This window comes from Methylobacterium sp. D48H (genome assembly GCF_053345715.1).
The window spans coordinates 425,093-446,865 of the sequence record NZ_JBKFAP010000001.1; the positions used below are offsets into that span (position 1 = coordinate 425,093).

Sequence of the window (21,773 nt, forward strand, 5' to 3'; positions counted from 1 at the left end):
ACGCGCTCCCGGGGCGCGCGGCCGTCGGCGCCCCGGGACGCGCCGCTCACGGCGCGAGGTCGTGGACCGGCTGCTTCACCGGCGTGGCGCTGCTGTTCAGCACGGTGCTGCCGGTCGAGACCGGCTTCAGCACGGCCCGGTCGATCTGCGGCGGGGTCGGGAGCTGGAGCTGCGCGCTCGTGTCGGTCCATTCGCGCGCGACGCGGTCGGGATCGTCGTTGAGCTTCGTGCCGTAGCTCGGCACGATCTCCCGGATCTTCGCCTGCCATTCCGGCGTGGCGACCTTCTGGGCGAAGACCTTCTCCAGCACCTGCAGCATGATCGGCGCCGCCGTGGAGGCGCCGGGCGAGGCGCCGAGGAGCGCCGCGATGCTGCCGTCCCTGGCGTTGACGATCTCGGTGCCGAGCTTCAGCACGCCGCCCTTGTTCGGGTCGCGCTTGATGATCTGCACACGCTGCCCCGCCTGCCAGAGGCGCCACTCCTCCTTCCTGGCCTTCGGGAAGTACTCGCGCAGCGCCGCGATCCGGTCGTCGTCCGACAGCATCAGCTGCCCCGCCAGGTACTCGACCAGCGGGAACTCGTCGACGCCGACCTTCATCATCGGCCAGATGTTGCTGGTGGTGGTGGAGCTGAGGAGGTCGAAGTACGAGCCCTCCTTCAGGAACTTGGTCGAGAAGGTCGCGAACGGCCCGAACAGGATCACGCGCTTGCCGTTGATCACGCGGGTGTCGAGATGCGGCACCGACATCGGCGGGGAGCCCACGGACGCCTTGCCGTACGCCTTGGCGAGATGGAGCGTGGCGACGTCGGGATTGTCGTTGATCAGGAACGAGCCGCCCACCGGGAAACCGGCATACTCGTCGCCCTCGGGGATGCCGGATTTCTGCAGGAGGTGCAGGGCACCGCCGCCCGCGCCGATGAACACGAACTTGGCGTCGGTCGTCCGGCGCGTCCCGTCCTTCAGGTTCTTGGCGGTCACCCGCCACGAGCCGTCGCCGTTCTTGGTGATGCTCTCGACCTCGGTCGAGAGCCGGAGGTTGAAGCTCGGCTGCTTCTGCAGGTGAGCGACGTACTGGCGGGTCACCTCGCCCCACTCGCAGTCGGTCCCGAGCGGCGACCAGGTCGCGGCGACCTTCTGCTTCGGATCGCGGCCCTCCATCATCAGGGGCACCCACTTGCGGAGCTGCTCGGGATCCTCCGAGTACTCCATGCCGGCGAAGAGCGGGCTCGCCTTCAGGGCCTCCCAGCGCTTCTTCAGGTAGGCGATGTTGTCGTCGCCCCAGACGAAGCTCATGTGGGGCGTGTAGTTGATGAAGGCGCGCGGGTCCGTCATCACGCCGGTCTTGACCTGATGGGCCAGGAACTGCCGGGTCACCTGGAACGCCTCGTTGATCTCCACCGCCTTGGCGATCTCGATCTGCCCGTTCTTCTTCTCGGGCGTGTAGTTCAGCTCCGCCAGGGCCGAGTGTCCGGTGCCGGCGTTGTTCCAGCCGTTCGAGCTCTCGAGGGCGACCTGATCCAGCCGTTCGACCATCAAGATCGACCAGTTCGGCTCCAGCGCGTTCAGCCAGACGCCCAGCGTCGCGCTCATGATCCCGCCGCCGATCAGCAGCACGTCGACCTTGCTGTCCGCGCCGTCGGCCAGGGCCAGCGCGCCCGGCAGGGCCGCCAGCGCCAGGCCGGTGGCGGCCGTGCCGAGGAGCCGCCGCCGGCTCAGGGGCAGCACGTCCGCGGCCCGGCGGTCGCGCCGGTGTTGGGTCTCGTCGTCGCCACGCATGGGCAGATCCCGCTTTTGCGTACCGCACGGCCCGATCGGCCGCCGCGCGTACGGAAGACACTCGATGCGACGGGCGCGAATCCCGCCCGTCCGGCCTTCCGGATCGTTTCCCCGTTCCCGTCGCGGCACGCTCGCGGTCTCGCTCGACCCGGCACGACGGTCCTGCCCTGGCCCGCATCGCGTCCGTCGTCCCCGAGCCGCACGGATCGTGGGACGACGGGGCGCGCTCGCGCGACGCAGAGGCCTTCCCTCCGCCTAGGCGCGCGATCTCGCCGGAGAACGGATCACCGGTTCAAGACCTCGCTCGCGCGGTGGCGCGATTGCCGGGTGGGCGGGAAGATGCTGGCTGGCTTGGCTCAGCAGATTGATGGTGGCCTCATAGAGGACGGGGCCTGAAAGGACAATTACTGCCAGGGTTGCAATCGCCGCCATCCTGTCAGTCCGTCGCGACGACCGGCGCGCATGGCGGCGACCCGCCGATAGACTGGCCGCGATCGGTCGCCCGATCCGGCGCTCGACGCGACGGCGTGGCGAAGGCGCGCCGCTACGGGATGTGCTTGAACCGGATGATGCTGCGCGACAGGCTGCCGTCATCCCAGTTGGGCATCACGCGCCAGGGGGTCGTGACGTCGGCGTAGTCGCCCTCGATATGGATGGTGCGGCGCTGCTCGGTGCCGACCCATTCGGGCGCCCACGCGGTCTGCACGCTGGTGACCCACTGGTCACCCTCGATCCGGTAGCGGCCGATATAGGCGACGAGGGTCTTCATCAGCGCGGCCCGCTCGGCGTCGGTGGTCGCCGGCGTGCGGGCGCTGCCCTCGAGGTTGAAGGCGACCCAGCCGTCCTTGGTGAAGATGACGCGACCGCGCGGCGTGCCGCCCATGGCGTCGACGAGCGTGCCGGTCTCCTTGTCCTCGACCTTGTAGGAGACGAGTTCCCAGGTGCCGACGATCCGGTCCGCCAAGCGCGCCCCGACCACCGCCGCGCCGACGCGGTCCGTCGCGGAGGCGCTCCAGGCCAAGTCGGCCGCCAGGACACCGGAGAGCGCCAGGAGGGTACGGACGGCCGCGGCGGCCGATCGTTGTGCAGGCATGGTCTGGACCGGGGACTCGCGTGTCGCGGCGCCGGAACGCGCCGCCACCCCGTTCTGCGGGCCGGCACGGCGCGTTCCAAGCGCCGCGCGAGCAGTGCTGGTAGACCGTCTGCGCGCTTGCGGCCGTTGCCGCGGGCGAGCCGTCGTCAGCCGCCGTTGCGGGCCATGCGGGTCGTGACCGTGCCGGCGGCGAGGCTCGGCAGCGGGTCCTGCGTGCCGCTGACGACCACCAGCCGCTGAACCTCGCCGCGCAGGAAGGCCTGGAGGAACCGGTCGTAGTCGCGGAACGACACGCAGCCGTTCGAGTCGCCGCGCGGGCCCAGCATATAGGTGTGTGCCAGCAGGCCGACACGGCCGTAGACCGCCTCGTTGCCGCCGACCGGCGTGAGGCGGATCGCCCGCACGCCGTGGAAAGGCCGTTCGCGCTCGGTGAGATCGTAGGTGCCGGGCGGAGTCGGGCCGCGCATCCGGACGTTGACGAAGCGCGGCTCGTCCAGCCCCTCGCCCAGGCCGGAATGCGCCTCCAGGCGCTCGCCGTTCGGAAGGGTCACGGTCCGGGCTGCGATGTTGTAGACCGCGATGCCGGCCGAGGGGCCCGGATCCCGGGCCGGGGCCAGCGGCGGCGAGACGCGCTGCTGCGGCGGCGCGACGTCGGCCGGCTTGCTCTCGAGCGCCGTGTAGGCCAGCGCCGGTCCGCGCTCGATGCCGAACAGCTTCTCGATGAACGAGCGCTCTTCGGGTTGGGGGATGGGCTGAGCCGCCGGCGGCGACTCGCGGCGCGCCATGCGCCGGTCGGACCGCCGGGCGAGTGCGGTGCCCGCGGGCCCGCGGAACTCGGGCGGACGGGGGATCGGCAGCGGGACCACCATCGCGCTGAGCGGTGTCTCGGCGACCTGCGTTTCGGGCTGCGCGTCGGCGCCGGCATCGGCGCCTTCGGGGACGGGTTCGGGCGTCAGCGAGGGTGGGGCGATCTGATTCCAGGCCCATCGTGACTGCGAGTTGCCGAGGGCGTCGCGACCGGGCTCGGGCGATTCGGCGGCCTCCGGCTCGGCGGCGGCGGTCTCGGCCCTGTCCTCCGCGGACGGTACGGGCACCGGCGCTTCCGTCCGGGCGTTCTCGATGCCGGTTACCGGGACCGGGGCGCGATTCAGGAAGCTGCCCCCGAGGGCGGCGAGCGTCACCGCGCCGGTGAGCACCGTCAGGGGCGCGAGCCACGTGCTGCGCGCGTTCCGGGTCTTGAGGCCGTCCAGCGGCACGGATTCGACAGCCATCGCGGTTGCCCATGCTCCTCGTCGCGAGGCGGGGCTTGCCGGCTGCCGCCCTCCGCACAGGCTGCGGATCCGCGGCGGGCGGACCGGCCCCGCTCAGCGTGAGACAGCGGGGTCGGGCCGGCTTTTCTGGGGCGATGCGATGGTCGATCTTGGCTCGATCGGGACCATTTTCGGGCGCGCCGCCGCAGTCCTCGCAGTACGTCTCGGTCTATTCGAGGCCGAGATACTACTAATTGTTGTCGATCTGGCGCCCGAGAATGGCGATCGCCTTCTCGTAGACCGGCGCCGCGTTCCAGCCCTGGATCGCCGCGAAGTTCGGCTCGCCGGGCTGGTAGCCGGCGCCGGCCCGCCAGCCGTGCGCCTTGAGGAAATTGGCCGTGGACGACAGGGCGGCGCCGACGTTGTTGAGGTCGCCGGTGCCGTAGGCCAGCACGTTCTTCGGCAGGAACTGGGTGTGGCCGACCTCGCCGTGCGCCGCGCCGCGGGTATTCGGCGTCAGGAGCCCGCGATCGACCAGGGTCAGCGCGGCGTAGAGCTGGTCCGTGAAGTATTCGGAACGGCGGCAATCGTAGGCGAGCGTCGCCACCGCGGAGAGCGTGTTGACGTTGCCGCGCACCGCGCCGAAGCCGGTCTCCATGCCCCAGATCGCCAGGAGCGGGCCCGGCGGCACGCCGTAGCGCTGCTCGATCGAGTCGAAGAGGGCCGCGTTCTGCTGCTTAAGGGCGCGGCCCCGCTTGACGATGGTCGGGCCGCCGCGCTTGGCGAGGAACTGCTCCAGCGACAGCTTGAAGCTGTGCTGCCCCCGGTCCGCCGAGATGGTGGCGGTCGAGTAGGTGGTGTTCTGCAGCGCCGCGAGGCTGGCCGCGCTGGCCCGGCCGCGCGCCTCCTCGGCGAATTGCCGCTTCCACGCCTCGAAGCCGGCCGCGGTGTTGCCGCACTGCGCGGCCTGCGCCTGCCCGGCGCTGAGAGCGATCCCGGCGAAGGCCGCGACCGCGATGGTCTGACGCCGCAAATTCTCGATCACGCGAAACACTCCTTCGGCGCGTCGTCGCGCCCTGTCCTGCTGGGGATACCGGGTCACATCTCGTCGATATCAGGGCGAGAAGATGTCGAAGGCGCGACCTGCAGGCTTCCCGCCCTCAAATCATCGCGCATCTCGGGATCTGCGACGAGGCCGCAACGGCAGGGTGTTCGGAGCATCGTGAACACCGCGTGTGCGAGAAGCCGAAGCACGGCCGACGCGCGGTCGAGGCCTTCCGCGCCGGGCAAGATCAGGTGGCTCGAAGGGTCGCATATCACCACTCGTGCATAGATGTGACGCGTATCACATCAGTATTTTGCCAGCAAATGGAATGGCCGTTGGCGTGTTTGACGGATGTGTCACAAGCTTGTCAAACGAACGACATAGCTTTGCCGGCGGAAAGACTTCTGCGGAGAGGCGGCGTGGGGTCGTTGATGATCCGGGCGGCGTGGCATGATCGAGATCCCGCCTCCCTCGCCCATTGTGACCGCTCCCTGCCTTGTCGCGACGACGCTCGGCGCTCTCGGGGCGGACAAGCGCGAGCCCTTGGCCGGATCTTGGTCTGACCAACGGACGCGCGGTGACGCGAGCTGAGCTGGTGAACGCCTGCCTCAGACCTGCAGCCGACGGTCGAGGTGAGCCGTCGGGCCGACCTTGCCGACAACGAGACAGGACACCCATGGCCCTCGGAATGCACGACACCGGTTCCTCGCGCGCGGGCACGCTCGGGCCCGATCTCGACCGCGACGGCGTCGCCAAGGCCTACGGCCGCTGGGCCCCGGTCTACGATCTGGTCTTCGGGCCCGTCTTCGCGCAGGGCCGTACCCTGGCGGCGGCCGCCGCCGAACGGATCGGCGGCCGCATCCTGGAAGTCGGCGTCGGCACCGGCCTGTCGCTGCCGGCCTACAGGCGCGCCCGCAGCATCGTCGGCATCGATATTTCGGCCCCCATGCTCGAGAAGGCGCGTCAGCGCGTGGCGCGGCTGCGTCTGCGCAACGTGGAGCGCCTCGCCGTCATGGACGCCGAGCAGCTCGACTTCCCGGACGCCGCTTTCGACGTGGTGGTGGCGCAGTACGTCGTCACGGCTGTCCCCAATCCCGAGGCGGCGCTGGACGAGTTCGCCCGGGTGCTGCGCCCCGGCGGCGAGATCGTGATCACCACGCGGATCGGCGCCGAGGCCGGCCTGCGGCGCGCGGTGGAGCGCGCCCTCGCTCCGGTGACGAGCCGCCTCGGATGGCGGACCGAGTTCGCCTGGGAGCGCTACGCGGCCTGGGCCGCCGGCGCGCCGGTGGAGATCGTCGAGCGCCGGGCGCTCCCGCCGCTCGGCCACTTCTCCCTGCTGCGCCTGCGCAAGCGCGCCGCCTGAACGCGCATCAGCTTCGACCAACCCACCACAAGCGATCGGGGACCCACATCATGGCGAGTTTTCGGGAGGCACTGCGCGTTCAGCGCTGGGACGACCACCGCTACTATCACCACAACCGCGTCAATCAGAGCTTGCACGTGGTGAGCGCGATCAGCTTCCTGGTCGCCTACGCCCTGGCGTTCAGGGATCCGGCCACGGCGGCCCTGATCGGCTGGCTGGTGGCGATGACCTCGCGGCAGGCCGGCCACCTGTTCTTCGAGCCGAAGGGCTACGACCACGTCAACGACGCGACCCACGAGCACAAGGAGGAGATCAAGGTCGGCTACAACCTGCAGCGGAAGGTCGTGCTCCTGGCGATCTGGGCCCTGTCGCCCCTGCCGCTCTACTTCGACCCGAGCCTGTTCGGCCTGATCGCGCCGCACCAGAGCACCGCGGACCTGATCCGCAACGTCGGCTGGATCTGGCTGTGGCTGGCGCTCGCCGGCCTGCTGTTCCGGATGGTGCAGCTCTTCGTCCAGCGCGACGTCCAGACCGGCCTCGTCTGGGTGACCAAGATCCTCACCGACCCGTTCCACGACATCAAGCTCTACCACAAGGCGCCGCTGGCCCTGCTGCACGGCGAGCTGGTCGAGGAGCGGGAGCCGCACGAGCGCGGCGCCTGAGCATAGGTCGCGCGCCGGGCCCGTCGCCCGGCGCGCCGGATCAGCCCTGATCCGGGGCCCGCAGGCCCAGGCGGGCCCCGAGGCCACCCAGGCGGATGGCCGCGACCTCCCGCAGGATCGACCGGCGGATCGCCCTGTCGCTCGGCGCGCCGCCGTCCCACCAGCCGTCCGCCCGCATGGCCCGCGCCGCCGCCTCGAAGCGCGTCGCCACGGCCTCGAAGGCCGCGTCGTCGTACGCGAGGCTGAAGATCATCCGGCCGGTCCCGACCCACGACAGGGCCAGCCCCTCGGCGCGCAGGTAGAATTGCAGCATCCAGTTGTAGCGCGACGGCTCGGTGTACAGGACCGTCCACACCGTCGACATGTTGGCGACCCGCACCGGCAGGCCGGCCTCCGCCAGCCGGGCATTCAGGTGACGCGCGCGCGCGTCCCAGGTCGCGTCGAGGTCGGCGTAGAGTGCGGTCACCGCCGGGCTGTCCAGCCGGTCGAGGAACGCGCCCATCGCGCCCATCACGTAGGGATGGGCGTTGAAGGTGCCCCGCGCGAAGCAGATGTCGACGGGCCGGTCCTCCCTGTACCGGCGCATCAGGTCGGCGCGCCCGCAGAGGACGCCGACCGGCAGGCCACCCCCCAGGGTCTTGCCGTAGGTGACCAGGTCGGCGCGCACGCCGAAATACGCCTGCGCGCCGCCGCGGGCGAGCCGGAAGCCGAGGAAGACCTCGTCGAGGATCAGCACGATGCCGCGGGCACTGCACACCGCCCGGAGGTCGTGGAGCCATTTGGTGTAGGCGGCGCGGTCGAAGGACGCCCTGCGGCCGCTGTCGACCAACGCGGAATCGGCCGGCGCGCCGGCATTCGGGTGCATCGCCTGGAGCGGGTTGACCAGGACGCAGGCGACGTCGCGGCGGCCGGCGAGCACCCGCAGCGTCCGTTCGGACATGTCGGCCAGGGTGAGCGTGTCGCGGGTCGGGACCGGGTTGCCGATGCCCGGCTGCACCTCGCCCCACCAGCCGTGATAGGCGCCGCACAGGCGGACGATCCGGCGGCGGCCGGTGTGGTAGCGGGCGAGCCGCACGGCCTGCATCACCGCCTCGGTCCCGGACATGTGGAACGAGACCTCGTCGAGGCCCGAGATCGCCTTCAGCCGCGCGACGTTGCCGGTGACGACCGGGTGGAGCGGCCCGAGCACGGGACCGAGGGCCGAGACCCGCGCCGCGCCCTCCTCCAGGCAGGCCCGATAGAAATCGACGCCGAACAGGTTCACGCCGTAGGAGCCGGCGAGGTCGTAGAAGACGTTGCCGTCGAGGTCCGTGACGGTGACGCCGGCGGCGGCGGCCGCGAAGGCGCCGGTGCCAAGATGGGCGCGCACGTGCCGGGCGTACTGGAACGGCACCCGGTAGAGCCCGGTGAACTGGAGATCCGAGAGCCCGTCGCGGACCGCCTCGGTCTCGGCGCGTGTCCGGGCGAAGCGCGCCCGGAACAGGTCGGAGAGCCGCGCGAAGCCGGCCTCGCGCCGGCGCGCCACCGCCTCGTCCGGATCGTCCGACCGGAAGAAGGCGCGCTCCGAGTAGGCGTAGTTCGGGATCAGCCCGGCGACGCGCCGGGCCATGCGGGCGTGGCCGGTGAGCGAGCGATGCTTCGCCCGGGAGAGCTGCAGGCGCTCGGCCGCCCGTGGCAGGGCGAGCACCGCGGCGACGGTGGTGGCGGACAGGGTGACGAGGAGCGCGGACATCGCCCCGCGCCCTACCGGAGGCGGTTCACGGCATGATGACGGTTTCCGGATCCCGGCTGCGGACTGTCCTGGCGCGTGTCGGCGCGCAGGAGGATCTCAACTTCCTGCTGACGAACCGGCTGCCGCGCCGTCTCGCCACCCGCTTCATGGGCTGGTTCAGCCGGATCGAGCAGCCGCTGATCCGCGACCTCTCGATATCGACCTGGCGGCTGTTCTGCGACGTCGACCTCCGCGACGCGCGGGAGACACGCTTCCCCAGCCTCCACGCCGCCTTCGTGCGCGCCCTGCGTCCCGGTGCCCGGCCGATCGCGGCCGATCCGGCCGTGCTCACGAGCCCCAGCGACGCGATCCTCGGGGCCCATGGGCGCATCGAGGCCGGACGCCTGTTCCAGATCAAGGGCCTGTCCTACCCGCTCGCCGACCTGCTCGGCGGGGACGTCGCGCTGGCGCGCGCCCACGAGGGCGGCAGCTACGCCACCCTGCGCCTGACGGCCGGGATGTACCATCGCTTCCACGCGCCGCACGACCTGCGGGTCGAGTCGGTGCGCCATATCTGGGGCGACACCTGGAACGTGAACCCGATCGCCCTGAAACGCGTCGAGGCGCTGTTCTGCCGGAACGAGCGCGCCGTCCTGCGCCTGCGCCTCGCGGAAGGCGGCCACGCGGTGACGCTGGTGCCGGTGGCGGCCATCCTCGTTGCCGGGCTGCGGCTCGGCTTCCTGCCCGAGGGTCTCGCCCTGCGCGAGACGGGCGGACGGACCCTGGCCACCGCGGCGCGCCTCGCGAAGGGCGCCGAGATGGGCTGGTTCGAGCACGGCTCCACCATCGTGGTGCTGACGCCTCCAGGCTTCACGCTCTGCCCCGGGCTCTCCGTCGAATCGATCCTGCGGGTCGGCGAGCCCCTGATGCGGCTGCCACCGCTCCCTGGATCGTCCGGCCGCTGAGCGTGTCGCCTCAGGCGGCCCGCACCGCCGCCAGGTACTCCGCGACCGCCGCGTTCAGGGTCTCCGACTGTCGCGACAGGGTGGTGGCCGCGTCCAGGGCCGCGGCCGCGGTCCGGCCGGTCTCGCCCGCGGCCTGCGTGATGCGCCCGATCGTGACCGTGACCGCATGGGTGCCGTCGGCGGCCTGGCTGACGTTCCGCACGATCTCCTGCGTCACCGCCTCCTGCTCCTCCATCGCGGCCGCGACGCCCGTGGCGATGGTCCGAAGGTCCAGGACAGCGGCGGTGATCGCCTGGATGACGTCGACCGCGCGGTGGGTCTCCTTCTGAATGGTCGCGACCTGCTCGGAGATCGTCTCGGTCGCCCGGACGGTCTGCGCCGCCAGCGCCTTGACCTCTGTGGCGACGACGGCGAAGCCGCGTCCCGCCTCCCCGGCGCGGGCCGCCTCGATGGTGGCATTCAGCGCGAGCAGGTTCGTCTGCGCGGCGATCCCGGCGATCAGGCTGACCACGGTCCCGATCCGCTCGGCGCCGTCGGCGAGGCTCATCACGAGGGTGTTCGTCTCCGACGCCTCAGTGGCCGCGCGCCGGGCCATGTCCGAGGAGCGCGTGATCTGGCCGTTGATGGACCCGATCGACGTAGCCAGTTCCTCGCCGGCCGCCGCGACGGTCTGAACGTTGATCGCTGTCTGCTCGGCCGCCGAGGACACCTGGAGCAGCTGCGTCGCGGTCTCGCCGGCGCTCCGGTTCATCGTCGCGGCGGCGGCTTCCATGGACGAGGCGCTGGCGGACAGCGCCTCGGTCAGGCGATCCATCCGGGCACGGAACGCCGCGGTGGCGCTGTCCAACGTCTCGGCGCGGCGCGCCTTCGCGGCCGCCTCGTTGGCGGCGGCGGCATCCGTCGCGCGCTTCGCGACGAGCGCGTCCTTGAAGACCTGGACAGCCTTGAGCATCGCGCCGATCTCGTCGCCGCGGTCCGCACCGTCGATCCGCACGTCGAGGTCGCCCGCGGCGAGACGGGTCATCGTCGCCGTGGTCCGCGCGATCGGGCGGGTGACTTGGACGAGGATCACGCGGATGCCGTACCCGACCGCGAGCGCGGCCCCGGCGAGTGTCGCGAAGAGCAGGATTCGCAGGCGCCGCGCCATCGCGTCCGCGCGTTCGAACTCGGCGCGGGCCTCGCGGACCTGCAGGTCGGACAACTCGCCGATGGCCGCCGTCGTCGGACCCATCGCGCGGAGCAGATCGATCCGGGTCGCGGTCACAGCGTTGAGGTCCCCCTTCGTCAAGGCGCGGACGAGGTCGGTGACGATCGCCACGTCCCGATCGAATCGCGTCGTCAGGCTCGCGACGAGCTGTGCCTCCTCGGGCGTGAGGTACGTGGTCAGGTAGGCGGACCAGGCTTCCTTCGCCCGTGCCAGCTGGCGATCGAGGATCGTCACGGCTTCGGACGCCTGAATCGCGTGGAACTCGAAATCCCGCGTCGCGGTCAGCATGGCATCGAAGGCATCGCGCATCGCGCCGAACTGGCTGAGCGGCATGACCCTGTCGGCGTAGATCGATTCGAGGCCCCGGAAATCTTTGTAGAGCGCGTAATTGCTGAGCGCTGCTGATCCTACGAGGAGTGTACCCAGCACCCCGAGAAGCGCGAAAAGCCTACCTTTGATCGTGTGAATCATCGATGGCGACCGTATCGTAGTCGGAGTGTCGAGCGACGATGGCGGTCTAACATTCCGGATGAGCGTTTCAAGAATTTTCGTGTACTTCAAGACGGCGATACCGTGGAGATTTCACGCCGTTGGATCTGGTTTTTTGAGGAAAACGACAGTTTTATTGAGATAATGACTTGTTCATTGTTCCGATCGTGCGAGCAATGCTAATTCTGTTCCTCGGATGGACGTTGAAGCCCGGGCGCTCAGGTAATGCGTCCAGTTCGATGCCGGCGGCTCCGTGAACGCCGCGCAGCACCACAGCTACGACTCGCGCGCAGCGCCGTCGGTTCTGCGGAACGGTGTCCTGCTGTAGCCCGGCGTACAGACCTTCGGGTGGCGGGGCCGCGTTCGACGACGAAGCCTGCCGCTCAGCGCTGCACGGCCTCGATGTCATCCTCGTAGATCGAGTCCGGCTGGCAGGCGTGCCATTCCTTCTTCTCGTCCGCCTGCCCCTTGCGGCCCCAGCAATAGCCCGCCTGCGCCAGGCGTCCGCTCAGCCGATCGCGCAACCGACACTGCTCCCGCGTGATAGCGGGATCGCCGGTGCTCTCGCAGGCGCGTGCGGCGTTCGCCTCGGCCGTCAGCAATTCCGGAACGGTCGGAAGCTGCTGCTGGGCGCGCGCGCCCGTGGCGGCGAAGACCAGAGCGAGGACGGCGAGATCGGCGCGCATGGGTGCACGATAATCGAGCTCCGGCGTTCCGCAACCGCGGGCCAATCGACGCCGGCGCCTTCGGGGCCGTGGCCGCCGAGGTCGGCTCGTTGCTTCGGCCATCGATCGATCGCTCGTAGACTCTCCGCGAGCCGGTCATCACCCTGTGGCGGCCGCGCGGACATGCGCGAACAGGCCGCTCCCGCCGCGCTCGATGTCCTCGCGCACGGCATCCCGGGCCGCCTCCGGGTCACCGCGGCGCAGGGCGTCGATGATGCGGCGATGGGGGTGCGGCTCCCAGTCGGGGACGCCGTCATCGTAGAGGTGCGACAGGATCGGGCCGCAGCGCACCCACAGCAACTCCACGATCTCGTACAGGATCGGCATCTGTCCGAGCCTGCACAGCGTCAGGTGAAACTCGGTGTTGAGGTTCACTGCCCGCGCGAAGTCGCGGCTCGCGTGACAGTGCGAGATCTGCGCGTGGATCGCCTCGAGGTCGTCGACCTCGGCCGCGCGGCTAGCTGCCCCAGCGGCGGCGGCACGCCCCTCGAGATCCGTGCGGATCGCCCGGATCTCCAGGAGCTGATCCAAGGTCAGGCGGGGCACGACGACGCTGCCGCGCGCGTCGAGGGCGAGGGCCTTCTCGGCGACGAGCCTGAGAAGGGCCTCGCGCATAGGGGTCGCGCTGATGCCGAACCGGGCCGACATCGGCCGGAGCCTCAGGCGCGTGTCGGGTCGCAACTGCCCGCGCATCAGCGCGACGCGCAGCTCGCGGTAGGCCCGCTCGCTCAGGCTCTCCTTGACGATCGGGCGGACCCAGTCCGGCACGATATCGCCTGTTTCCGGTTCGGACGCCGAAGCGCTTGACATATTGCTCCCCTTCGTCCGATGTTTGTTATAACAAATTACGCCTAGCGTCGACGGCACGTGCCGCGAGGCAGGCCGCCGGGCCGGCGGGCTCGGCGGGAGACAGGGGACGGAAATGCTTGCGTTGCGCAAGGCGACCGCCGCCTTCGGGGCGGACCTCGTCCACGTCGATGCGCCCGCTGCCCCGGGCACGGGACGCGTCACCGTCGCGGTCGCCGCGGCCGGCATCTGCGGCAGCGACATCCACGCCTTCGAGTGGACCCCGGGCTACGGGTTCATGACCGCGTTCATGCCGGTCACTCTCGGTCACGAGTTCTCCGGCACGGTCCGGGCGGTGGGGGACGGCGTGACCGCGCTCGCGGTCGGCGACCGGGTCACCTGCTGGCCGACGGTGCCGTGCGGCGCCTGCGCGGCCTGCGCCGCCGCGCGGCCGCAGGATTGCCAGGGCCGCCGCATCGTCGGCCTGCACGCCGACGGGGCCTTCGCCGATCAGGTCGTCGTCCCGGCCGACAATTGCCGCCGCCTGCCGGTCGGGTTGCCGCTGACCGTCGCGGCCCTGGCCGAGCCGCTGGCGGTCGCGGTCAACGCGGTGGACGTCGCGGAGGTCGGTCCCGGCGACCGCGTGGCGGTGCTCGGGCCGGGCCCGATCGGCCTCTGCATCGCCTTCGTGGCACAGCAGCGGGGCGCGGACGTGCTGCTCGCCGGGCTCGACGACGCCGCGCGCCTCGACCTCGCCCGGCGGATCGGCATCCGCCGCACGGTCGATCTCGCCGGCATCGGCCTGGACGACGCCGTCCGGCGCGCCTTCGACGGGGAGGTCGACCGGGTGGTCGAGGCGACCGGTTCCGCCCGGTCGGTCAGTGACGGGTTGGCCGTCCTGCGCTCGGGCGGCGTGATGGTGGTGGCCGGCATCCATTCCGGCTCCCTCGACCTCGACCTGACGGGTTTCGTGCGCAGCAAGAAGCAGCTGCGCGCGGCCCACGACACGACGGCGCGCGCCTTCGACGCCGCGCTCGCGCTCCTCGCGGCGCATGCCGGGACGCTGGCGGCGCTGATCACCCACCGCCGCCCCCTCGCGGAAGCCGGGGCGGCGTTCGAGCTGGCGCGCAGCCGGCAGGCCATGAAGGTGCTGCTTCTCCCGGAAGCGGCGGCGAGCCGGGAAACGGAGCGATGAGCATGGGCATGCGAGCCGTGATCGCCGACGGACAGGGCGGTCCCGAGGTCCTCCGGATCGTCGAGCGTCCGCGCCCGGAGCCGGGCCAGGGCCAAGTGCTCGTGCGCGTCGAGGCCGCGGGCATCAACCGTCCGGACGTGATGCAGCGCGAGGGCCGCTACCCGCCGCCCCCCGGCGCCTCGGACGTGCTCGGCCTCGAACTCGCCGGGATCGTCGAGGCGCTCGGGCCCGGCGCGGGCCGCTTCCGGACCGGGGACCGAGTGATGGCGCTGGTCCATAGCGGCGCCTACGCCGAGTGGGCCGTCGTCGACGAGGCGGTCGCTCTGCCCGTGCCGGAGGGCCTCCCGGCGGTCGAGGCGGGGGCGATCCCCGAGACCTACTTCACCGTCTGGAGCAACGTGTTCGAGCGCGCCCGGCTGCAGGCGGGCGAGAGCCTCCTGATCCACGGCGGCTCCTCGGGTATCGGCACCACGGCGATCCTGCTGGCGAAGGCCCGGGGCGCCCGGGTGATCGTCACCGCGGGCTCGCCCGAGAAATGCGCGGCCTGCCTGACGCTCGGCGCGGACGCGGCCATCGATTATCGGCGGGAGGATTTCGTCGCCGCGGCCAGGGCCGCCACCGGCGGGAGCGGGCCCGACGTGATCCTCGACATGGTCGGCGGCCCCTACATCGCCCGCAACCTCGACGCCGTGGCGGTCGACGGGCGCATCGCGCAGATCGCGTTCCAGCAGGGCTCGCGGGTGGCGGAGATCGACTTCCAGCCGCTGCTGATGAAGCGGGTGACGCTCACGGGCTCGACGCTGCGCGCCCGGCCGGTGGCCCTGAAGGCGCGCCTCGCCGAAGCCCTCGCCGAGCATGTCCTGCCGCTGCTCGCGGCGGGCCGCGCGCGGCCGCCGATCGATTCCGTGTTCCCGTTCGAGCGGGTCGCGGAGGCCCATGCCCGCATGGATGCGGGCCAGCATATCGGGAAGATCGTCCTGTCGATGGGCGACGCCGCGCAGGGGAGCCGCTGATGTCCGAGATGTCCGAGCGCGCCAACATGACCGGTGCCCACGCCCTCGCGGCCGCGCTCCACCGGCACGGCGTCCGCGACGTGTTCGGCCAGAGCATCCCCTCGGCACTGTTCCTGGCCGCGCCGCATCACGGCATCCGCCAGATCGGCTACCGCACCGAGAACGCGGGCGCCGCCATGGCCGACGCCTACGCGCGGATTTCCGGCCGGGTCGCGGTGGTCGCGGCCCAGAACGGGCCCGCCGCGACCCTGCTGGTGCCGGGCCTCGCGGAAGCCCTGAAGGCCTCGATTCCGGTCGTGGCGATCGTCCAGGACGTCCACCGCCGCTTCACCGACCGGAACGCCTTCCAGGAACTGGACCACCTCGCCCTGTTCGCGGGCGTCGCCAAGTGGGTCCGCCGGGTCGCGGTCGCCGAGCGCATCGACGACTACGTCGACATGGCCTTCGCGGCCGCGGCCTCCGGGCGGCCCGGGCCGGCGGTGCTGCTGGTGCCCCTGGACCTCCTCGACGAGCGGCCGGACTTCGAGGCCGCCGCGCCGCGCCGGTCGGCGAGCCTGGGCACCTACCCCCTCGACCGCACGGTCGCCGACCCGGCCCGGATCGCCGAGGCCGCGGACCTGATCGCCGGCGCGCGGCGTCCCCTCGTGATCGCGGGCGGCGGCGTCCATTCCTCCGGGGCCTACCCGGAACTCGCCGCCCTGCAGGGTCTCGGACTGCCGGTCGCCACCACGGTGATGGGCAAGGGGGCCGTCGCCGAGACCGACCCGCTCTCCGTCGGCGTCGTCGGGTACTTCATGGCGCCGCGGGCGCGCTCGTCCCACCTGCGCAGCCTCGTCACGGAGGCCGACGTCGTCCTCCTCGTCGGAAACCGCACCAACCAGAACGGCACCGACAGCTGGTCGCTCTACCCGGCGGACGCCCGCTTCATCCATCTCGACGTCGACGGGGGCGAGGTCGGCCGCAACTACGAGGCCCTGCGCCTCGTCGGCGACGCCAAGCTGACCCTCGCCGCCCTCGCCGAGGCGCTCCGGCAGCGCGACCTCGCGGGATTGGAGGGCCGCCGCGCGACGCTCGCCGACACGATCGCCCGCGCCCGCGAGGCCCACGCCGGCGACATGGCCCGCCTCGTCGACATGGAGGCCGCGCCGATCCGGCCGGAGCGGATCATGGCGGAGATCGACGCGGTGACGACCGCCGAGACCGTCGTCGTCGCCGATGCGAGCTACGCCTCGATCTGGATCGCCAATTTCCTGACGGCGCGGGAGGCCGGCCAGCGCTTCCTGACGCCGCGCGGCATCGCGGGCCTCGGCTGGGGCCTGCCCTTCGCCCTCGGCGCCAAGGCCGCCCGCCCGGACGCGCCCGTGATCTGCGTGACCGGCGACGGCGGCTTCGGCCACGTCTGGTCGGAGCTGGAGACGGCGCGGCGGATGCGGCTGCCGGTCATCGTCGTCGTCCTGAACAACCAGATCCTCGGTTACCAGAAGCACGCGGAGCTGAGCCTGTTCGGCGACTTCACCGACGTCTGCGACTTCGAGGCGGTCGACCACGCCGCCATCGCGCGGGCCTGCGGCTGTGCCGGGACGCGGGTCGAGCGCCCCGAGGATCTCGCACCGGCGCTGCGCGACGCGCTCGCGGGCGGCGCCGTGACGGTGATCGACGTGATCACCGACCAGCGCGCCTACCCGCCGATCACCAGTTTCGAGGGCAAGGACGCCCTCGTCTACTGACGCCGACGATTGACCCGACCGAAAGGCGCGCGAAGCGCCGGGTCGGCGACTGACACGGGAGGAAACGATGAGAGTTCTGGCGCGTGCACTCGCCGCCGCCCTCGTGCTGGGCGCCGCGGCCCAGGCGGCGGGACCGACGACGGCCCGAGCCGCCGACGTGAAGTTCGGCGCGCTCTTCCCGTTCAGCGGGCAGCTCGCCCTGCTCGGCGAGGAGAGCGCCCGCGGCGTCGAGATCGCCGTCGACGAGATCAACGCCGCCGGCGGCGTCCAGGGGCAGAAGGTGGTGCTCGCCCGCGGCGACGCCGTCGACAACAACCAGGCGATCGGCGAGGCACGCCGCCTCATCTCCCTGGAGAAGGTGGCGGCGATCTTCGGCTCCTACTCGTCCGCCCGCTCCATCGCCGCGAGCCAGGTGGCCGAGCTGTCCGGCATCCCGTATTTCGAGCTCGGCGCGGTGGCCGAGGAGGTCACCGGGCGCGGGCTCCAGTACCTCTACCGCACCAACCCGACGGCCGAGGACATGGCCAAGCTGGCGGTGGAGATGATCGTCAACAAGGCCGCCGCCGGGCTCGGCAAGAAGCCCGAGGACCTGAAGATCGGCATCATCTACGAGGATTCGAGCTACGGCACCTCGGTGGCGGGCTTCCAGAAGAAGTTCGCCGCCCAGGCCAAGCTCAACGTCGTGACCGCGCAGGGCTACCCCGCCTCGACGGTCGACATGTCCTCCCTCGTCCTCGACCTGAAGGGGCGCGGCATCGACGTCCTGCTCCAGACGTCCTACCAGAACGATTCCGTGCTGTTCCTGCAGCAGGCCAACGAGGCGGGCTTCAAGCCGGGCGCCATCATCGGCGGCGGCGGCGGCTACTCGATGCAGCCCACCGCCGACGCGGTCGGCCACAAGGTCATCGAGGGCGTGCTCGACACGGATTTCACACAGTACCTCGTCAACACGAAGTACACGCCCGGTATCGAGAACTTCGTCGCGGCCTATCAGAAGAAGTACGGGAGCGCCCCGCGCTCCGGGCACTCCCTGAACAACTACGTCGGCGCCAAGCTCATCCTCGAGGCCATCGGCAAGGCGAAGGGCTTCGAGCCCGAAACCATCGTCAAGGCCGTCCAGGCCATCGACGTGAAGGACGGCGTCACAGCGGTCGGCTACGGGTTCAAGTTCGGCAAGAACAACCAGAACGAGCGCGCCGCGATGATGGGCATGCAGTGGCAGGGCGGCAAGCTCGTCACGGTCTATCCCGACAGCGCCGCCGTCGCGCCCATGGAGATGCGCAAGTAACCGCAGGTCTCCGAAGGTAACAGCGCCGCCGTCACGCAGGTCCACGGAGATCGGGGATGGACGTCTTCCTCCAAGTGCTCGCCAACGGGGTGATGCTCGGCGGCCTGTTCGCGATCGTCAGCGTCGGGCTGACCCTGATCTTCGGCATCGTGAAGGTCGTGAACTTCGCCCACGGCGAGTTCCTGATGGTCGGGATGTACCTGACCTATCTCGCGGTGACCGGGCTCGGGCTGCACCCCTTCGCGGCGGTGATCCTCGTCGTGCCGGTCCTGTTCCTGCTGGGCGCCCTCACCCAGCGGTTCCTGATCCAGCCCCTGCTCGCCGCGGGCGACCATCACATCCAGATCTTCGCCACGGTGGGCCTGTCGACGGTGCTGATCAACCTCGCCCTCCTCGTCTTCGGGGCCGACATCGCCAACACGCCGCCGTCGGGCCTGCGCCAGCCGCTGGAGATCGGCCCGGTCCGGGTGCTGCTCGGGCAGGTGGTGATCCTCGGGTCCGCGATCGTGCTGGTGGCGGGGCTCCAGATGTTCCTGGCGCGCACCCGCACGGGCCGGGCGATCCGCGCGGTCGCTCAGAACCGCGCGGCGGCCGAGCTGATGGGCATCGACGTCGACCGGATCTACGCCCTGACCTTCGGCATCGGCGCGGCCTGCGTCGGGGTGGCGGCGGTGCTGATCGCGCCGCTCTACCCGACCTCGCCCAACAGCGGCACCTATTTCGTGCTGATCGCCTTCGTGGTCGTCGTGCTCGGCGGCCTCGGCTCCATCCGCGGCGCCTTCGTCGGGGCGATCCTGATCGGCCTGATCGACAGCGTCACGGGCTTCTACGTCGGGGCCGACATGCGCGAGGTCGCGGTCTTCGGCGTGTTCCTGGCGATCCTGATCCTGAAGCCCTCGGGCCTCTTCGGGCGGCAGCTGCGGCTGTCCCACGTCTCGCCGTGAGGGAGCCCGCGATGACCGATATCCCGCTCGCCGCAGCACCGTCCGCGGCCCCGACAGCCGCACCGTCCGCCGCATCGTCCGCCTTCCCGCGCCGGGGCGCGGCAGCGCTGGCGCTCGTCCTCGCGGCCCTGGTGGCGGTGCCGGTCGCGGTCGGCAACCCGTTCATCTACCACGTCTTCATCACGATCTGCGTCTTCGCCGCGCTCTCGACCGCCTGGAACATCGTCGGCGGCTACGCCGGCCAGCTCTCCCTCGGCCACGGCATCTTCTACGGTCTCGGCGCCTATTGCGGGATGCTGCTCGTCGGCGCCGGGATCAGCCCGTGGATCGGCATAGTGGCCGGCGCCGCCCTCGCCGTGCTGGTGGCGCTGGCGATCAGCTACCCGTGCTTCCGGCTGCACGGGCCGTTCTTCTCGCTGGCGACCATCGCCTTCCTCGAAGTCTTCCGCGTCCTGGCGCTGCATTTCCGGGACCTGACCGGCGGCGCCACCGGTCTGATGATCCCGCTGAAGTTCGGCTGGACGTGGATGGTGTTCCGGGACCGCTGGCCGCCGCTGGCCATCGCCTTCGGGCTCCTCCTGCTGACCCTGGCGGTCGCGTGGTGGATGCGCAGCCACCGGATCGGCTTCTACCTCGTCGCCACCCGCGAGCGGGAATCGGCCGCGCGCGCCGCGGGCGTGCGCACGGTGCGGGTGCGGCTCGTCGCCGTGGCGGTGTCGGGGGCGCTCACCGCGATGGTCGGCACCTTCCACGCCATGTACCTGACCTTCATCGAGCCGGCGGCGATGTTCTCGCTGACCCTGTCGATCCAGATCGCGATGTTCGCGCTGATCGGCGGACTCGGCACGGTGTTCGGGCCGCTCCTCGGCGCGCTGCTCCTCGTGCCGATCACCGAGCTGGCCCGCGGCTGGCTCGGCGCCAAGGCCCTGGGGCTCCACGGCCTGGTCTACGGCCTCGTTCTGGTCCTCGTCGTCCTGTTCCTGCCCAACGGGCTGATGGGCCTCGTGTCCCGCTTCGCGCGGGCCCGCGCGGGCGGCCGCGGCGCGCAGGCGGCGTCGGTTCCGGCCGTTCCGCGGGTCCCGGAGCGGCCGCCGGTCGGCGCGGACCTGATCCGGGTCGAGGGCCTGCAGAAGCGCTTCGGCGGCCTGCACGTCACCAACGATGTCGGCTTCACGCTCCGGGAGGGCGAGATCCTCGGCCTGATCGGCCCCAACGGGGCCGGCAAGACCACCGTCTTCAACATGATCTCGGGCTTCCTCAAGCCCGATGCCGGCACGGTGAGCGTCCGCGCGCCGGACGGGACGTGGCACCGGCCGGGCCGGCCGTCGGATTTCGCGACGCTCGGCGTCGGCCGCACCTTCCAGATCGTGCAGCCCTTCGCGGCCATGACGGTCGAGGAGAACATCATGGTCGGCGCGTTCCACCGCCACGGCGACGTCCGCGAGGCCCGGGCGGTCGCGCGCGAGACCGCCGAGCGGATGGGGCTCGCGCCCTGGCTCGGGAGCGAGGCGCGCGGCCTCACCATCGGGGGCCTCAAGCGGCTCGAGGTCGCCCGCGTGATGGCGATGCGCCCGCGCGTGCTGCTGCTCGACGAGGTCATGGCCGGCATCAACCAGACCGACGTGCGCCGCGCCATCGACCTGATGCTGTCGATCCGCGACACCGGCGTCAGCATCATCGCGATCGAGCATGTCATGCAGGCGGTGATGGCGCTCTCCGACCGGGTGATCGTCCTGAGTTCCGGGCAGATCATCGCCCAGGGCAGCCCGCAGGACGTGGTGCGCGACCCCGCCGTGATCGAGGCGTATCTCGGCAAGGAGTTCGCCCATGCTCACGCTTGAGCGCGTGGATGCTGGTTACGGCGCGACCAGCATCCTGCACGCCGTCTCGCTCGAGGTGCGCGCCGGCGAGGTGGTGACGATCGTCGGCGCCAACGGGGCCGGCAAGACGACGACGCTGCGGACCATCGCGGGCCTGGTGAAGCCCACCCGCGGCCGGATCCTGTTCGAGGACGAGGACGTCACCCGGCTCTCGGGCCACGAGATGGTGGCGCGCGGCGTCACCCTGATCCCGGAGGGGCGCCAGCTCTTCCCCGAGATGACGGTGCGGGAGAACCTGCTGATGGGCGCCTACCGCCGCGCGGCGCGCGAGCGCCAGTCGGAGACGCTCGCGGACGTGCTCGACCTGTTCCCGCGGGTGCGCGAGCGCCTCGACCAGAATGCCGGCTCCCTCTCGGGCGGCGAGCAGCAGATGGTGGCCATCGCCCGCGGGATGATGGCCCGTCCCAAGCTCCTGATGTTCGACGAGCCCTCGCTGGGCCTCGCGCCGATCGTGGTGGCGCAGGTCTTCGCGGTGGTCGACCGGATCGTGAAGACCGGCGCCACCGTCCTGATCGTCGAGCAGAACGTGTTCCACACGCTGCAGGTGGCCGACCGGGGCTACGTTCTGGAGAACGGCGAGATCGTCCTCGCCGACGCGTCCGCGGCCCTGCTCGACAACGACCACGTCCGACGCGCCTATCTGGGGATCTAAG

General features: G+C 71.1%; 18 protein-coding genes. 10 read left to right on the forward strand and 8 right to left on the reverse strand.

Annotated features, from left to right (window positions below; translation table 11 throughout):
• Positions 1-46: 46 nt before the first annotated feature.
• The 4 genes from mqo to ACLBX8_RS02235 all read right to left on the reverse strand — a co-directional run bounded on the left by mqo (position 47) and on the right by ACLBX8_RS02235 (position 5,165).
• The gene (mqo, locus tag ACLBX8_RS02220) at positions 47-1,777 is read right to left on the reverse strand and encodes a malate dehydrogenase (quinone) (RefSeq protein ID WP_447714548.1); all 1,731 of its coding nucleotides are present in this window, start codon (positions 1,775-1,777) and stop codon (positions 47-49) included.
• A gap of 544 nt (positions 1,778-2,321) precedes the next feature.
• A complete protein-coding gene (locus ACLBX8_RS02225; protein WP_447697768.1) occupies positions 2,322-2,870 on the reverse strand; it encodes a lipocalin-like domain-containing protein in 549 nt (182 codons plus the stop codon).
• Positions 2,871-3,016: 146 nt separating this feature from the next.
• Complete coding sequence (locus tag ACLBX8_RS02230) at positions 3,017-4,141, reverse strand: DUF2778 domain-containing protein (RefSeq protein WP_447714549.1); 1,125 nt, start codon at positions 4,139-4,141, stop codon at positions 3,017-3,019.
• A gap of 229 nt (positions 4,142-4,370) precedes the next feature.
• Positions 4,371-5,165, reverse strand: a complete 795-nt coding sequence (locus tag ACLBX8_RS02235; RefSeq protein ID WP_132366340.1) for a lytic murein transglycosylase — start codon at positions 5,163-5,165, stop codon at positions 4,371-4,373.
• Positions 5,166-5,841: 676 nt separating this feature from the next.
• Between ACLBX8_RS02235 and ACLBX8_RS02240 the strand changes: the two genes are divergently transcribed.
• A complete protein-coding gene (locus tag ACLBX8_RS02240) occupies positions 5,842-6,528 on the forward strand; it encodes a class I SAM-dependent methyltransferase (RefSeq protein WP_447697770.1) in 687 nt (228 codons plus the stop codon).
• A 50-nt stretch (positions 6,529-6,578) separates the two neighbouring features.
• Positions 6,579-7,190, forward strand: coding sequence for a membrane protein (locus ACLBX8_RS02245; protein WP_020091709.1), 612 nt, complete (start codon positions 6,579-6,581; stop codon positions 7,188-7,190).
• Between the two features lie 40 nt (positions 7,191-7,230).
• On the opposite strand, the gene ACLBX8_RS02250 is transcribed toward ACLBX8_RS02245, so the two are convergent.
• Positions 7,231-8,922 (reverse strand): aminotransferase class III-fold pyridoxal phosphate-dependent enzyme, encoded by a 1,692-nt coding sequence (locus ACLBX8_RS02250; RefSeq protein WP_447714550.1) that lies wholly within the window; start codon positions 8,920-8,922, stop codon positions 7,231-7,233.
• Positions 8,923-8,954: 32 nt separating this feature from the next.
• Between ACLBX8_RS02250 and asd the strand changes: the two genes are divergently transcribed.
• The gene (gene asd, locus ACLBX8_RS02255) at positions 8,955-9,866 is read left to right on the forward strand and encodes an archaetidylserine decarboxylase (protein WP_447697772.1); all 912 of its coding nucleotides are present in this window, start codon (positions 8,955-8,957) and stop codon (positions 9,864-9,866) included.
• A gap of 10 nt (positions 9,867-9,876) precedes the next feature.
• On the opposite strand, the gene ACLBX8_RS02260 is transcribed toward asd, so the two are convergent.
• From ACLBX8_RS02260 to ACLBX8_RS02270, 3 genes are all read right to left on the reverse strand, one after another.
• Positions 9,877-11,544, reverse strand: coding sequence for a methyl-accepting chemotaxis protein (locus tag ACLBX8_RS02260; RefSeq protein ID WP_447697773.1), 1,668 nt, complete (start codon positions 11,542-11,544; stop codon positions 9,877-9,879).
• 401 nt (positions 11,545-11,945) lie between these two features.
• On the reverse strand, positions 11,946-12,248 hold the full coding sequence (locus ACLBX8_RS02265; protein ID WP_020091704.1) for a hypothetical protein: 303 nt from the start codon (positions 12,246-12,248) through the stop codon (positions 11,946-11,948).
• 138 nt (positions 12,249-12,386) lie between these two features.
• Positions 12,387-13,097, reverse strand: coding sequence for a GntR family transcriptional regulator (locus ACLBX8_RS02270; protein ID WP_026604719.1), 711 nt, complete (start codon positions 13,095-13,097; stop codon positions 12,387-12,389).
• A gap of 112 nt (positions 13,098-13,209) precedes the next feature.
• Here ACLBX8_RS02270 and ACLBX8_RS02275 point away from each other — a divergent pair, with 112 nt between their 5' ends.
• The 7 genes from ACLBX8_RS02275 (at position 13,210) to ACLBX8_RS02305 (ending at position 21,772) form a co-directional block, all read left to right on the forward strand.
• Complete coding sequence (locus ACLBX8_RS02275) at positions 13,210-14,268, forward strand: zinc-dependent alcohol dehydrogenase (RefSeq protein WP_447697774.1); 1,059 nt, start codon at positions 13,210-13,212, stop codon at positions 14,266-14,268.
• Entirely contained in the window at positions 14,265-15,281 is a 1,017-nt protein-coding gene (locus ACLBX8_RS02280; RefSeq protein ID WP_447697775.1) for an NAD(P)H-quinone oxidoreductase, read from the forward strand. Before ACLBX8_RS02275 ends, ACLBX8_RS02280 begins: the two co-directional genes overlap by 4 nt.
• Complete coding sequence (locus ACLBX8_RS02285) at positions 15,281-17,008, forward strand: acetolactate synthase catalytic subunit (protein WP_447697776.1); 1,728 nt, start codon at positions 15,281-15,283, stop codon at positions 17,006-17,008. The genes ACLBX8_RS02280 and ACLBX8_RS02285 overlap by 1 nt, the downstream gene beginning before the upstream one ends.
• Before the next feature lie 67 nt (positions 17,009-17,075).
• Positions 17,076-18,296: an ABC transporter substrate-binding protein gene (locus ACLBX8_RS02290; protein ID WP_447697777.1), complete on the forward strand. Its 1,221-nt coding sequence runs from the start codon at positions 17,076-17,078 to the stop codon at positions 18,294-18,296.
• A 56-nt stretch (positions 18,297-18,352) separates the two neighbouring features.
• The gene (locus ACLBX8_RS02295) at positions 18,353-19,240 is read left to right on the forward strand and encodes a branched-chain amino acid ABC transporter permease (protein ID WP_020091698.1); all 888 of its coding nucleotides are present in this window, start codon (positions 18,353-18,355) and stop codon (positions 19,238-19,240) included.
• An 11-nt stretch (positions 19,241-19,251) separates the two neighbouring features.
• Positions 19,252-21,081, forward strand: coding sequence for a branched-chain amino acid ABC transporter ATP-binding protein/permease (locus tag ACLBX8_RS02300; protein ID WP_447697779.1), 1,830 nt, complete (start codon positions 19,252-19,254; stop codon positions 21,079-21,081).
• On the forward strand, positions 21,068-21,772 hold the full coding sequence (locus tag ACLBX8_RS02305; RefSeq protein ID WP_020091696.1) for an ABC transporter ATP-binding protein: 705 nt from the start codon (positions 21,068-21,070) through the stop codon (positions 21,770-21,772). The genes ACLBX8_RS02300 and ACLBX8_RS02305 overlap by 14 nt, the downstream gene beginning before the upstream one ends.
• Position 21,773 lies beyond the last annotated feature (1 nt).